We start from the raw sequence: 12,247 nt of genomic DNA, 5'->3' as shown, positions 1-12,247 counted from the left end.
AATCTCCGCTGCACTGCAATCCGACCACTTCAAATCGTCTGTCTAATTTGCAGGCGATCGATCGGCACTGCGGGATATTCACCTGCCTATGAGCTATGCATGCCGGTCGGCTCAGCCTCTCTTTATTGTACGAACAGTAAGAGAGGATATCGCCGGGGCTGATGGTGCGTTGCGGGAGCCGCTGCCGATGCAAGCCGCGATTCTCGCAAGCAGTGGCGAGGCATCCTCGACAAGCAGCCGCCCATAGCCGAACACCAGGCCCTGTCGCGTCGGTTGCTCGAGAAAGTTCTGCGACAATGGCTGGACGTGAATGCCAGCCTGCTTCAGGACTGCAGCCGCCTCGCGATCACTCATCCGCGCCCGCATCGCGCCGGTGAACTCCGCCACCAGATGCAAGCCCGTCACCGCCGCGGAGACGACCAGGTCATCCGGCATCTGCGCTGCGATCGCATCGATCAGCGCCTTTCGCCTGGCCGCATAGACCCGCCGCATCCCGCGCAGATGCCGAAGCAGGTGCCCTTCCCGCATGAATTCGGCCAGCGCGAGTTGCCCGATGCCGGAGGTGTGCACGTCGATCCGGGCGCGCCCCTTCGAAAATCCTTCGATGAAATGCCTGTTGGCAACGATGTAGCCGAGCCGCAGGTTCGGCATCATGATCTTCGAGAAGGTGCCGAAATAGATCACCCGCCCCTCGCGATCGAGCGACCGCAAGGAGGCGATCATGCTGTCCTGGTGCCTGAACTCCGAATTGTAATCGTCCTCGATCACCCAGACGTCGTTCCTGTTGGCCCAATCGAGCAGCTCGAGGCGCCGCTCCAGCCCCATGCTGACGCCGAGCGGATATTGATGCGACGGCGTCACCACGATCAGCCGCGCGCCCGGCGCGCGCCGGATTCCTTCGGAGACGACGAGACCCTTGTCGTCGACGGGAATTGGAACGAGCTTCGCGCCGGCAGCGGTCAATGCCCAGCGGGCCTCAACGAACCCGGGCTCCTCGACCCAGACCTCATCGCCGGGATCGAGGATCATCCGGCTGCAAAAATCCAGCGCGCCCGATGTGCCTGACGTGACGACAACCTCGTCCGGCGAGCAGACCAGCCCGCGCACCGAGCCGAGGAAGTTCGCGATCTCGCTCCGCAGGCGCGGATGGCCTTCGGCGGGAAGGTCGAGGCACTCCTGCTCGCGCGGATTCTGCCAGGTCTGACGCAGCAGGCGCGACCATTCCCTAAAAGGGAACGTCGAAATGTCGGGCGCGCCGGGTGCGAACACGGACGGCCAATTGGTCTCGTAATCCAAGCCAAGCAGTGATCGCCAGCGCTTCGACATATGGGCGGGCGCAGCCCCGGGCGACGCGACCGACGACGGCTCCGCATGCGACGTTGCGACGGACGCCACCATGACGCTGCCGCGTGGTGTCGATTCCAGATAACCCTCGGCATACAGCAGATCCCACGCCGTCAGCACCACCGTGCGCGAGCAGCCCAATTCCCGCGCGATCTCGCGCGAACCCAGAAATTGCGTTCCGCGCGGAAAGACGCCGCGCAGAATGCAGCCGCGGATGTGAGCCGCGATCTGCAAATGCAGCGGCACGGCCGAGGTGCGGTCGATATGCATGCCCGCAAGGGAGACGCGCTTGCCCGGGTGATGATCTCTGTCCATCGCGTGAAGGCGGCTGTTGAAACGACCGGCGATGGCCGCCGGCGTTCCCTCTGGATGGGCCAGAAGCGGATTCGGGTCCAGCCTCGGCTGGAGCTGGCGACGTTAGCGCTGCCCGGCGATGCGCAGTGCCTGTTCGAGCGCCTGCAACTCATCGCGTGTCGCCGCCGGCTGCGGCGGCCGCGCCGCGTCGCATGAGAGACGCCCGAGCAGTTTCAGGCACGCCTTGAGCCGCACGGTCGCGCGTCCTCCGGGCGGGTCGCGATAGATCGCGACCGCCAGCGGATAGAGCTTTTCGTGCGCGACGCGCGCCAGCTCCCAATCGCCGGCTTCGGCGGCGGTCCAGAGGCTGACGACAAGCTCCGGCACGACGCAGGCAAGGCTGACCTGGCTGCCGGCCGAGCCAACCAGATAGCTCGTCAGCAGATGTTCGTCGCCCGAGCCGAGCACGACGAAGTCCGGTCGCAGCTTCCGGATCAGCCTCAGGTTCTGTTCGTAGGCCGCAACCTCCCAGCTGCCTTCCTTCACCGCAACGAAACGGGGATCGGCGACAAGCCGCGTCAGCAGCGGCGGTGCATAGGCCATAGCGCCTGCACCAACCGGCGCGGCGTAGAGCATCAGCGGCACCGTCGTGGCATCGCGGATGCGGCGATGATGCTCGATCACGCAGTCATCGGCGTGGCCGAGCGCCCAGCTGTTGGGTGGAAACACCAGCAGCCCGTCCGCGCCGGCCTGCTCCAGCGCAGCCGCCTCGCGCGCAGCCTCCAGGCTCGATTCATGATTGACCCCGGAGACGATCACGCAGTCCTTCGGCGCGTGCCGGCGCGCCAGCTCCACCACGCGCCGCTTCTCGGCCAGCGACAGCACAAAATTCTCGCCGGCGTGGCCGTTGACGAGGAGCCCACTGATGCCGGGTGTGGATGCCACCGAGGTGAGATGGGCTGCGAGCTGCGCCTCGTCGACCTCGAAATCGGCCGTCATCGGCACGATCGTGGCGGCGTGGATGCCGCGCAGGCGGTCGCTGAATGTCCGCATCTTGGCCGACTAATGGATAATCTGGTCGAGGAACGTCCGCGCACGCTCCGCCTTCGGATGCTTGAAGAACTCCTCCGGCGTAGCCTGCTCGACCACCTTGCCCTCGTTCATGAACACGATGCGGTCGGCGACCTCGCGGGCAAAGCCCATCTCATGGGTCACGCACAGCATGGTCATGCCCTCTTCAGCGAGCTTCTTCATGGTCTCCAGCACCTCCTTGACCATTTCCGGGTCGAGCGCCGAGGTCGGCTCGTCGAACAGCATGATCTTCGGACGCATGCACAGCGCCCGCGCAATAGCGACGCGCTGCTGTTGGCCGCCGGAGAGTTGCCCGGGGAATTTCTCGGCCTGGTCCGGAATCCGGACTTTTGTCAGGAAATGCATGGCGAGGTCCTTGGCCTCCGTCTCGCTCATGCCGTTCGCGGTCATCGGTGCCAGGGTGCAGTTCTCCAGCACCGTCATGTGCGGGAACAGATTAAAGCTCTGGAACACCATGCCGGTGTCGCGCCTGACCGCATCGATGTTCTTGCGCTGATGGTCGAGCTCGACGCCGTTGACGTAGATCAGCCCTTCGTCGTGCTTCTCGATGTGGTTGATGCAACGGATGAGCGTCGACTTGCCCGAGCCGGAGGGACCGCAGACCACGATCTTCTCGCCCCTGGCGACCTTGAGGTCGACCTGGTTCAACGCGGTGAAGTCGCCATAGTGCTTGTAGACCGCCTCCATGCGAACCGCAGGAACATCACGCAACTGCGGCTGCATCGTCGCGCTTTCCATACTCATCGACATCTCGCTCATGCCCGAGCCTCCACGCTCGCCGGTGCGACCGGTGGGCTCGCTGCAACCCGCCTGATTTTCGCAGCGCTCGACCGTCCGAAATGTTTTTCCAGCCGGCGTTGCACCGCATCCCAGACCGATGTGAGGATCAGGTAATACGCCGTTGCAGCGGCATAGACTTCGAGAATTTGAAAGTGCTCCTGCATCAGCATGTCACTGCGGCGCATGAGCTCCTCGACCGAGATCACGGAGGCGAGCGAGGTCGCCTTCAAGAGCGAATTGATGGAGTTGCCGAGCGGCGGGATCATCAAGCGGAACGCCTGCGGCAGGGTCACGCGGCGGAACGTGACCCAGGGCGACAGGCTGAGCGCCCAGGCCGCCTCGCGCTGCCCCGCCGACACCGCCATGAAGCCGCTGCGCACGATCTCGGCGAGATAGGCGGCCTCGTTGAGGATCAGTCCGACGAGCGCGCAGGTGATCACGGAGAACTTGATGCCGAGCTGCGGAAGGCCGCTGTAGATCACCACCAGCTGGATCAGCAGCGGCGTGCCGCGGAAGAACCAGATATAGAAGCGCGCGGCTCCCGCGAGCACCGGATTGGACGACATGCGCAACAACGCGATGCCCATGCCGAGGATCAATCCGCCGACGACCGCCGCCACCGTCAAGCCGATGGTGACGAGCACTCCCTTCATCAGGAAGTAGTTGAAGAAGTAGCTGACGGCGGCCGTCGGACTGAAATGGCTCATCGGCTCGTCTCCGTAGGTATCAGGCCGGACCGGGGCCGGCGATCGCAAGCGGCTGGTCGGCCGGCATGCTGGTCAGGCCGAACTTGTCGAACAGCGCCTGATAGAAGCCGTCAGCCCGCATCGCGTTGAGCGCTTTGACGACGGTATCGGCGACCGTCTTGTTGCGGAAACCGAGCGTGGTGCGCGCTGTTCCAAGCCCGCTCAACACCTCTTTCACGCGACCACGGCCGACGAGATCGCGCGCCACGCTGTCCACCAGCAGCGCGTTGTCCACCTGGCCCGCAAGCAGCGCACTGACAACGTTGGTCGCGGTCGGGAACGTGCGCATCTCGACGGCTGCGCCGCCCTTTGCCACGCTCGCATCGCTGAGTTTCTTGAGCCAGTTCATCTGGTAGCTGCTGACCTCGACGGCGGACGATTTTCCAATCAGATCGTTTTCGGTAGCAAATTTTGTGCCGCTGTCGGGCGCAACGACGACCGAGATCGCCTGAATCGCGTACGGCACCATGTACATCAGCTTCGAGCGTTCCTCGGTCCAGAACATGCCGGTATTGACGCCGTCGATGCGCGCTGCGCCCAAGGCAGGAATCATGGCCGGAAAATCCATCCGGACGAGTTCGACCGGGAGACACAACCGCTTGCCGAGCTCAGCGGCGAGCTCGACGTTGAGGCCCTGCAGCTGACCGTCCTTGTCGACAAATTGCTGCGGCGGATTGGTCGGGTTGATCGAGAGCTGCAATTTGCCGGGTGCAATCAGATTGTCATCGGTGATCGCAGGCGTACAGGCGGCATGCACCGCCGTGGATGCAAGAACGAGTGCGGCAGCCGCACCCAAGCGAAACAATGTCGAGACCATGGATACCTCCAGTAAGACGCCAATGACCGATGCAGTTCCTCGCCCGGGATTCCCCTCGATGTTTCTTGGATGCGGCCGGCCAGATCTCGCGACATGGCAGGCAGCATCGTCCTTGATCCGCTTCAGGCCGGTCCCGACATCGGCCTGAGCTGGATGCGCATGAAATTCTTGACCAGGGATTCGAACGGACCGAAGCCTTTCACCTTCAGGAACTCCGGCGTCTCGAATGCCCATCGCCCCGCGACTTCGTACATCGCGGCGTATTTCGGCCCATCGCCCACCGAGACGAAGCGCTTGGCCGAGAGCCAGCCGGGACAGGCGAGCAGATCAGGGAAATGCTTCTGCTCGTACCAGGCGTTGAACGCAGCCTCATGCTCGGGATCGACGTCGACCCGCACGATATGGATGAAGGCTTCGTCCGGCATCGGCTCGCCCCCCATGCTAAGTGCGGATGTCGCCGGCCGTGCGCGCCGCGCCGACCGTCGTTGCAATGGCGTCGCACAGCGCAGGAAGAACCGGCAGCAGTGGCGGCCGCGGATCGGCGTTGCGGATCAGGCCGAGCGCCTTCAGCCCGACCTTCATGCGCGTGTGCATATCCATGATCGGGGCAGGCCCGTAGATGGCGCGGACGATCGGATAGAGCCGCTCGTTAACGGCGCGCATCGCCTTGAGGTCGTCGGCAAGCGCGGCCTGCCACAGCTCTGCGAACAGATGCGGCGCGAGGCTGACGAGGCCGGAGAGAATGCCGTCACCACCGACGGCGAGCTGCGGCAGGAACCAGTTGAAGTTCGACGGCAGGATCGCAACGGAAGGATCGGCCTGCTTCACCGCCCTCCGGTTCTCGTCATAGGCCAGCATGGTGTCGCTGCCTTCTTTGATGGCGATGACGCTGTCGAGCACGGCGATCTTCGCCAGCGTCTCCGGCGAATAGCCGAAGCCGGACGCCAGCGGATACTGGAAGATCGAGACGGGAATTCCGATCGCTGAGCTGACCGCCTGCACGAAAGCCAGTGGCGCGCGCGAGGTCGCCGAGGCGCCGCCGCCGAGCGGTGCGGGCGGGAACAGCACGGCGCAATCGGCGCCGGCCGCTTCCGCGAGCTGGGCCTGATGGATCGCTTCCGCGGTGGAATGCGCGATGATGCCGGCCAATAGCGGCTTGGCGCCGATCTGACGGCGCGTCCGCTCGATCACCGCCCGACGTTCGTCGTCCGAGAGCGAGCCGCCCTCGCCGGCGTGACCATTGACGAACACGGCCGCGATGCCGTCCGGACAGGCACAATAGTCGAGGACGCGGGCGTAGCCGTCCCAGTCGATCGAGCTGTCGTCCCTAAAGGGCAGCACGGTCGCGACCGTGACGCCGCGCAAATCGGGTTTCTTCATCGGCTTGCTCATGACGGTTTCCGCCGTGGGAATTTCAGGCTCGCGCGCGCCTTCAGCACTTCGAGGCCGCCCTCGTTGCGCGCGCTCGCCTCCCAGATGATGGTGCGGGTCTCCTCGTGCTGCTCGGCGATCCAGACGTCGAAGGTGAGCGTGTCGCCGTAGAACACGGGACCGGTGAACCAGAAGCGGTCCTCCACCGACACGCCGATTGTGCCGACCAGCTCAGAGGTGAGGATGCTGGTGCAGAGGCCCGCGACCATGATCCCCGGCGCCAGTCGGCGGCCAAAGCGGGTCGCGCCGGCATAGACCTCGTCGACATGAACGGGGCCGAAATCGCCGGTCGCGGCGATATAGAGCGCGCCATCGGCCTCGGTGATGGTCTTGCTCAGGCTGACCCTGTCATTGACCTTGAGATCGTCGAAGGATTTTGGCTCGTACATGGCTCAGCCCTTCGTGAAGGGAACCAGCGTCGCGGTGCCGTCGACCACGGTCGCGCCAGAGGGTGACAGCGTGCAGGTGACGCGGCAGACCGCGTCGTCGCCGTCAACGGAGACGATCTCGGCCCTGGCCTCGACGGACTCGCCGACGATCACGGGCGCGGCGAAAGTCAGCGCGATGCTGCCGATCCGTCGCGTCGGACCACCGAGCTGGCTGAGGCACGTCGTGGCAAGACCGCCGACGGCGAGCTCGAAGGCCACCATGTTGGACGCGCCGGCTTTCTTCGCGCGGACGGCATCGACATAGAGGCCGCCGAGATTGCCGCTGATGCCGGTGAACATCGCCTGTTCGGCTACCGTCATGGTCTTGCGGAAGGCGAAGGCGGCGCCGGGCTTGAGAGGTGCGTGAGACATGAACGTTCCCTAGAGCTGCAAGCCGTTCTTGATGGTGCTGCGCGCAACCAGCATGCGGTGGATCTCGGAGGTGCCGTCGTAGATGCGGGTGACGCGAGCGTCGCGATACATCCGCTCCAGCGGCAGGTCCTTGCTGAACCCCATGCCGCCGAACACCTGGATGGCGCGGTCGACCACGCGGCCCTGCATCTCGGACGCCGCGACCTTGATCATCGAGACCTTGTCGCGCGCATCCCTACCCTGATCGATGTCCCAGGCGGCGTTCATCACCATCATCTTCACGCCAAAAATCTCGGTGGCGGAATCGGCGATCAGCTTCTGCACCATCTGGAAATCGCCGATCAGCTGGCCGAACTGACGCCGCTCGCCGGCGTGCTTGCGCATCATCTCCAGCGCGCGCTGCGCCATACCGACGGCGCGGGCGCCGATATGGGCGAGCCGGATCTGGAGCACGCTCTGCATGATCAGCTTGAAGCCGCCGCCGACCTCGCCGAGCACGGCCGCCTTCGGAATGCGGCAGTCCTCAAAACTCAGCTCGGCATGGCCATAACCGCGATGACCCATCATCGGCTGGGTGCGCGCGACCTTGAAGCCGGGCGTGCCGCGATCGACCAGGAACAGGGTGATACCACCCCGCGCGCGCTTGTCCTTGTCGGTCAGCGCCATCAGGATCACGTAGTCGGCGATATCGCCGTCGCTGATGAAATGCTTGGTGCCGTTGAGCACCCACGCATCGCCATCGAGATGCGCCGTGGTGCTGATCGACGCCGCATCGGAGCCGGCGCCCGGCTCGGTGATCGCCATGGCGCAGATCTTGTCGCCCTTCACCGTGGGCAGCAAATAGCGCTCGACCTGATCGCCCTTGCAGGCCATCAGCATCGGATACACCTGGCCGAACACGCGGCGGATCAGCGCGTCCGAGGTCTTGCCGAATTCTTCCTCGACCAGGCAATGCTCGACGCAAGTTAGCCCGCCGCCGCCGACATCCGCCGGCATGTTCATGGCATAAAGGCCGAGCTTCTGCGCCTTGGCCTTGGTGACCGCCAGCGCGTCGGCCGGCACCTTGGCCGTCTGCTCCACGACATCTTCGAGCGGCTGCACCTCCGTCTCGACGAAGCGGCGAACGGTGTCGACCAGCAGGCGCGTCTCCTCGGGGACGGAAAAATCGATCATCGCGCCACTCCGACGGCCTTGCCCACGATCATCGCGTCAATGTCGGCAGTGCCGTAACCGATCTCGCCGAGCACCTCGCGCGTCTGCGCACCCAATCGCTGCGGCACCAGCCGCACCTCGGGCGTCCGGCCGTCGTAGCGCGCGGGATGCGCGACCATGCGGATCGGCGCGCCCCCTGCGCTCTCGGCACTCTTGAACACGCCGAGATGCCTGAGTTGGGGATCGGTCTCGAGGTCGCGATAGTCCTGCACCGGCGCGTGCCAGACCCGCGCGGCTTCCAGCCCGGGCAACCATTCCGCCGTCGACTTCTGCTTCAGCCGCGCTGCCACAATCCGCGTGATCTCCTCACGCTTCGAAAAGCTGTCGGCCTCCCCGAACTGCTTCAGCTCCTCGCTCTCGAGTGCGACCGCAAGCGCCTTGGGCGACGCCATGGAGATCGCGAGATGGCCGTCAGCCGTCGCGTGAATGCCGTAGGGACCGGGGCTGAACCACGCCGCGATACCGGCCGGACCGCGCGGCGTCGGCGACGGCGCGCCGTTCAGCCAGGCGGTCAGCGGCTCGACCTGGAGATCGAGCGCGGCCTGATAGAGGTTGACCTCGACGAACTGCCCCTTGCCGGTCTTCGTCCGGGCAAACAGCGCCGCGAGGATGCTCATCGCATAGAGCGAGGCCGCATGCTGATCGACGATCACGGCACCCACTGCGGTCGGCTCGCCATCCGCGCGTCCGGTCCGCATCGCAAGGCCCGACATCGCCTGGAGCAGCAGGTCCTGCCCGGGACGATCCTTGTACGGCCCCTCCGATCCAAACCCGGTCGCGACCGCATAGATCAGACCGGGCTTGATCGCCTTCAGCGTGTCGTAACCGAGACCGAGCTTGGCCATGGTGCCGGGGCGGAAATTCTCCATCACGACGTCGGCGGTCGCGACCAGCTTCTTCACCGCGGCGATGCCGTCGGGATGCTTGAGATCGACCGCGAGGCTGCGCTTGTTGCGCCCCGTGGCCAGATGATTGACGCTGTCGCCCGCGACAAAATGATTGGCGACCGCCCAGTTGCGCTGGAACGCGCCCTCGATCGGCTCGACCGCGATGACGTCGGCGCCGAGATCGGCCAGCGTCTGCGCCGCCAGCGGGCCCGCGAGATAGTGATTGAAGCTGAGGATCTTGACGCCGTCGAGCAGGTTCATCCGTTCACACCTCAGTTCAAGCAGCCGCAACTGGCGCGCCGCGCCACACGAGATCGAATGTCCTGACCAGGGCGCGCGCGGCCGCATCCTGCGCCGCCGGCAGCGGCAGACGCGGCGGGCGCGGGTGGCCGGCTGCAAAGCCCATATGACTGAGCAGCGCCTTGCTGCCGGCGACGTAGGCCTGGCCGCCGACGAATTCGATCACCGGCAGGTATTTGAGATAGAGTTCGCGCGCCTCTCTGATCTTCCCCTCGTCGGCGACGAGGCTGAAGATGCGCGCCATCTCCGCCGGGACCACGTTGGAGGCCACGGCCACCCAGCCCTGCGCGCCCTCGACGAAGGATTCGAAGCCGAGAATGCCGCCGAACACCGTCATCCTGTCGCCGCAGAGGCGGATGATGTCGCGCACCCGCGTCACCTCCAGCGTCGACTCCTTGATGTAGAGGCAGTTGTCGATCTCGGCGATGCGCGCCACGAGTGGCGGCTTGAGATCGACATTGGCGGTTGCCGGATTGTTGTAGACCATGATCGGCAGCGCGATCGCGTCGGCCACCGTCTTGTAATGATGGACGAGCTCGTCGTCGGTCGGCGTCGAATAGAACGGCGGGATGATCATCACGCCGTCGGCGCCCAGTTTTTCGGCACGGCGGCTGAGGCGCACCACCTCGCGCGTATCCTCCGCGCCGGTGCCGATCAGCACGGGAACGCGGCTCGCGGCCTGGCGAATGACAACCTCGGCAACCAGCGCCTTCTCGTCATCGTCCATGGACAGGAACTCGCCGGTCGAGCCAAGCGGGATCAACCCGTGAATGCCCTGCGCGATCTGCCAATCGACGAAGGCGCGCAAGGCCGCGACATCGACCTCGCCCGCTGCCGTGAACGGGGTGATCATGACGGTGTAGGTGCCGCGGAACGTCTTCATCAGGGAACTGCCGGGTGCTCGGGTGAATTCAGGCGATGGATGCCGCCTGCGGAATATCCGCATACTTTATGCAATCGTTTGCATAAATGGCTCTGCATTGGGCAACACCATCCATTTTTTGAGCTTGATCCGCGTGGAATTAGCTCATAGCGTTTCTGCAATCGTTTGCAGTCTATCGGCAGGTTTGATGAGCGTCACGCTCAAAGATGTGGCACAGGCGGCCCGCGTTTCAGTCAGCACTGCTTCCCGAGCGCTGACGGGAACCGGCCTGACCAGCGAACGAACGCAGCAGCGCCTTGTGCGCATCGCGCGCGAGCTCGGCTATCGACCGAACCCGATCGCGCGCGGATTGAAGACCGGACAATCGCGGCTGGTGGCGCTGCTCGTCCACAATCTCACCAACGCCTCGTTCCAGGTGATGGCTGAAGTGGTGCAGGCGCGCCTGAAGGCGCTGGGTTATCAGATGCTTCTGTGCATCGGCGGCGACGATCCGCAGCAGGAGAGCGACACCCTCACCACGCTGGTCGACCACCGCATCGACGGGCTGATCGTGGTGCCGACCGGCAAGAACGGCGCGCAGCTCAAGGCGCTCTCCAAGGACGTGCCCATCGTCTGCCTGGTGCGGCGCGATGACGCGACCGATCTCGAGACCGTGCTCGCCGACGATCCGCAAGGCGCTTATCTGGGCACGCGCCACCTGATCGAGCTCGGGCACAAGCGCATCGGGCTGATCGTCGGCCGCCAGGACACGACATCCGGCCGCGAACGGTTGTCCGGCTATGTCCGCGCGCTGCGCGAAGCCGGCATCACCAGGGACGACACATTGATTCATGCCGGCCATTTCGAGCCCGAGACCGGCGCGACCTGTGCCCGCAAGCTGCTCGACCTTCCCCGCCCGCCGAGCGCGATCTTCGTCGCCAATCACGAGGCAACGCTCGGCGTGCTGCGCGTGACGGCGGAACGGAACATCGCCATTCCCGACGACCTCTCGCTGCTTTGCTACGAGGACATGCCGTGGTTCGAATGGCATCGCCCGGCCATCAGCATCGTCGACAACGGCGCGCGTGATCTTGCCAATCTCGCCGTCGACCGGCTGCTGCATCGCATGGACGCCAAGGGAAACAGCAAGGACAACGGCAATGATGGCGTGCGCGAATATCGCGTCGGCGCCCGGCTGATCAAGCGCGACTCCTGCCGCCAGATCGACGCCCCGGCCCCTGCGAAATCCGGCAAGTCCAAATCGTCTTCATCCAAATCATCTGCGGCCAAATCCGCGAAGGTCTGATCGATGCCCTATGTCGAAGTGCTCGCCCCGCAAGCTTCATCCCAGCGCAAGGCTGCGTTGGCGCGGTCCGTGACCGATGGCCTGATGTCGGCGTTCGGCGTCACCGCGGATACGGTCACACTCTATTTCCTGAACATTGCGCCCGATGACTACGCGCATGCCGGCACGTTCGGCGCTCAGGCCACCGGCCAGCGCATCCTGCTCAAGGTCCACGCCTTCCGCCGCAGCGAGGCCGAGCGCCGCGCCGCCGCCATCGCGCTGACCCGCGCCGTATGCAGCGCCTATGGCGTGCCCGGCGACGACGTCGCGGTCTATTTCTGCGACCGCGACCGCAGCGAAGTCTCCCACGATTCCAAGCTCGCCAGCGACTGACGGG

At 64.9% G+C, this 12,247-nt stretch carries 14 protein-coding genes; 2 read left to right on the top strand and 12 right to left on the bottom strand.

The annotated features are described in order from the left end of the window. Positions 1-111 precede the first annotated feature (111 nt). The 12 genes from pdxR to dapA form a co-directional block, all read right to left on the bottom strand. Positions 112-1,659, bottom strand: coding sequence for a MocR-like pyridoxine biosynthesis transcription factor PdxR (gene pdxR, locus ACVJ19_RS23860; RefSeq protein ID WP_453951512.1), 1,548 nt, complete (start codon positions 1,657-1,659; stop codon positions 112-114). 102 nt (positions 1,660-1,761) lie between these two features. Next, positions 1,762-2,691: a dihydrodipicolinate synthase family protein gene (locus ACVJ19_RS23855; RefSeq protein ID WP_453951510.1), complete on the bottom strand. Its 930-nt coding sequence runs from the start codon at positions 2,689-2,691 to the stop codon at positions 1,762-1,764. A gap of 9 nt (positions 2,692-2,700) precedes the next feature. Continuing rightward, positions 2,701-3,489, bottom strand: a complete 789-nt coding sequence (locus tag ACVJ19_RS23850) for an amino acid ABC transporter ATP-binding protein (RefSeq protein WP_453951508.1) — start codon at positions 3,487-3,489, stop codon at positions 2,701-2,703. Beyond that, entirely contained in the window at positions 3,486-4,217 is a 732-nt protein-coding gene (locus tag ACVJ19_RS23845) for an amino acid ABC transporter permease (RefSeq protein ID WP_453951507.1), read from the bottom strand. The genes ACVJ19_RS23850 and ACVJ19_RS23845 overlap by 4 nt, the downstream gene beginning before the upstream one ends. 19 nt (positions 4,218-4,236) lie before the next feature. Next, a complete protein-coding gene (locus ACVJ19_RS23840; protein WP_453951505.1) occupies positions 4,237-5,307 on the bottom strand; it encodes an ABC transporter substrate-binding protein in 1,071 nt (356 codons plus the stop codon). After that, positions 5,196-5,498, bottom strand: a complete 303-nt coding sequence (locus ACVJ19_RS23835) for a hypothetical protein (protein ID WP_453951504.1) — start codon at positions 5,496-5,498, stop codon at positions 5,196-5,198. Before ACVJ19_RS23835 ends, ACVJ19_RS23840 begins: the two co-directional genes overlap by 112 nt. A gap of 16 nt (positions 5,499-5,514) precedes the next feature. Next, complete coding sequence (locus ACVJ19_RS23830) at positions 5,515-6,465, bottom strand: dihydrodipicolinate synthase family protein (protein ID WP_453951502.1); 951 nt, start codon at positions 6,463-6,465, stop codon at positions 5,515-5,517. Further along, positions 6,462-6,893, bottom strand: a complete 432-nt coding sequence (locus tag ACVJ19_RS23825; RefSeq protein ID WP_453951501.1) for a MaoC/PaaZ C-terminal domain-containing protein — start codon at positions 6,891-6,893, stop codon at positions 6,462-6,464. Before ACVJ19_RS23825 ends, ACVJ19_RS23830 begins: the two co-directional genes overlap by 4 nt. Before the next feature lie 3 nt (positions 6,894-6,896). Further along, complete coding sequence (locus tag ACVJ19_RS23820; protein WP_453951500.1) at positions 6,897-7,304, bottom strand: MaoC/PaaZ C-terminal domain-containing protein; 408 nt, start codon at positions 7,302-7,304, stop codon at positions 6,897-6,899. A 9-nt stretch (positions 7,305-7,313) separates the two neighbouring features. Next, positions 7,314-8,477 carry an acyl-CoA dehydrogenase family protein gene (locus ACVJ19_RS23815; protein ID WP_453951498.1) on the bottom strand — a complete coding sequence of 388 codons (1,164 nt, stop codon included), beginning with the start codon at positions 8,475-8,477 and terminating at the stop codon, positions 7,314-7,316. Then, a complete protein-coding gene (locus tag ACVJ19_RS23810) occupies positions 8,474-9,664 on the bottom strand; it encodes a CaiB/BaiF CoA transferase family protein (protein ID WP_453951496.1) in 1,191 nt (396 codons plus the stop codon). The genes ACVJ19_RS23815 and ACVJ19_RS23810 overlap by 4 nt, the downstream gene beginning before the upstream one ends. Positions 9,665-9,680: 16 nt before the next feature. Beyond that, complete coding sequence (gene dapA, locus ACVJ19_RS23805; RefSeq protein ID WP_453955194.1) at positions 9,681-10,589, bottom strand: 4-hydroxy-tetrahydrodipicolinate synthase; 909 nt, start codon at positions 10,587-10,589, stop codon at positions 9,681-9,683. Between the two features lie 184 nt (positions 10,590-10,773). Between dapA and ACVJ19_RS23800 the strand changes: the two genes are divergently transcribed. Further along, a complete protein-coding gene (locus ACVJ19_RS23800) occupies positions 10,774-11,871 on the top strand; it encodes a LacI family DNA-binding transcriptional regulator (RefSeq protein WP_453951495.1) in 1,098 nt (365 codons plus the stop codon). A 3-nt stretch (positions 11,872-11,874) separates the two neighbouring features. Further along, on the top strand, positions 11,875-12,243 hold the full coding sequence (locus ACVJ19_RS23795) for a tautomerase family protein (RefSeq protein WP_453951493.1): 369 nt from the start codon (positions 11,875-11,877) through the stop codon (positions 12,241-12,243). The last annotated feature ends 4 nt before the right edge of the window (positions 12,244-12,247 follow it).

This window comes from Bradyrhizobium sp. USDA 376 (assembly GCF_054063675.1).
This window is presented reverse-complemented; position numbering and strand designations above follow the sequence as displayed.

What these genes read in the sequence shown, in the direction of transcription:
- pdxR (WP_453951512.1), bottom strand. Translation starts at nt 1,659, where the DNA reads ATGGACAGAGATCATCACCCGGGCAAGCGCGTCTCCCTTGCGGGCATG.
- ACVJ19_RS23855 (WP_453951510.1), bottom strand. Translation starts at nt 2,691, where the DNA reads ATGCGGACATTCAGCGACCGCCTGCGCGGCATCCACGCCGCCACGATC.
- ACVJ19_RS23850 (WP_453951508.1), bottom strand. Translation starts at nt 3,489, where the DNA reads ATGAGCGAGATGTCGATGAGTATGGAAAGCGCGACGATGCAGCCGCAG.
- ACVJ19_RS23845 (WP_453951507.1), bottom strand. Translation starts at nt 4,217, where the DNA reads ATGAGCCATTTCAGTCCGACGGCCGCCGTCAGCTACTTCTTCAACTAC.
- ACVJ19_RS23840 (WP_453951505.1), bottom strand. Translation starts at nt 5,307, where the DNA reads ATGGGCATTCGAGACGCCGGAGTTCCTGAAGGTGAAAGGCTTCGGTCC.
- ACVJ19_RS23835 (WP_453951504.1), bottom strand. Translation starts at nt 5,498, where the DNA reads ATGCCGGACGAAGCCTTCATCCATATCGTGCGGGTCGACGTCGATCCC.
- ACVJ19_RS23830 (WP_453951502.1), bottom strand. Translation starts at nt 6,465, where the DNA reads ATGAGCAAGCCGATGAAGAAACCCGATTTGCGCGGCGTCACGGTCGCG.
- ACVJ19_RS23825 (WP_453951501.1), bottom strand. Translation starts at nt 6,893, where the DNA reads ATGTACGAGCCAAAATCCTTCGACGATCTCAAGGTCAATGACAGGGTC.
- ACVJ19_RS23820 (WP_453951500.1), bottom strand. Translation starts at nt 7,304, where the DNA reads ATGTCTCACGCACCTCTCAAGCCCGGCGCCGCCTTCGCCTTCCGCAAG.
- ACVJ19_RS23815 (WP_453951498.1), bottom strand. Translation starts at nt 8,477, where the DNA reads ATGATCGATTTTTCCGTCCCCGAGGAGACGCGCCTGCTGGTCGACACC.
- ACVJ19_RS23810 (WP_453951496.1), bottom strand. Translation starts at nt 9,664, where the DNA reads ATGAACCTGCTCGACGGCGTCAAGATCCTCAGCTTCAATCACTATCTC.
- ACVJ19_RS23800 (WP_453951495.1), top strand. Translation starts at nt 10,774, where the DNA reads ATGAGCGTCACGCTCAAAGATGTGGCACAGGCGGCCCGCGTTTCAGTC.
- ACVJ19_RS23795 (WP_453951493.1), top strand. Translation starts at nt 11,875, where the DNA reads ATGCCCTATGTCGAAGTGCTCGCCCCGCAAGCTTCATCCCAGCGCAAG.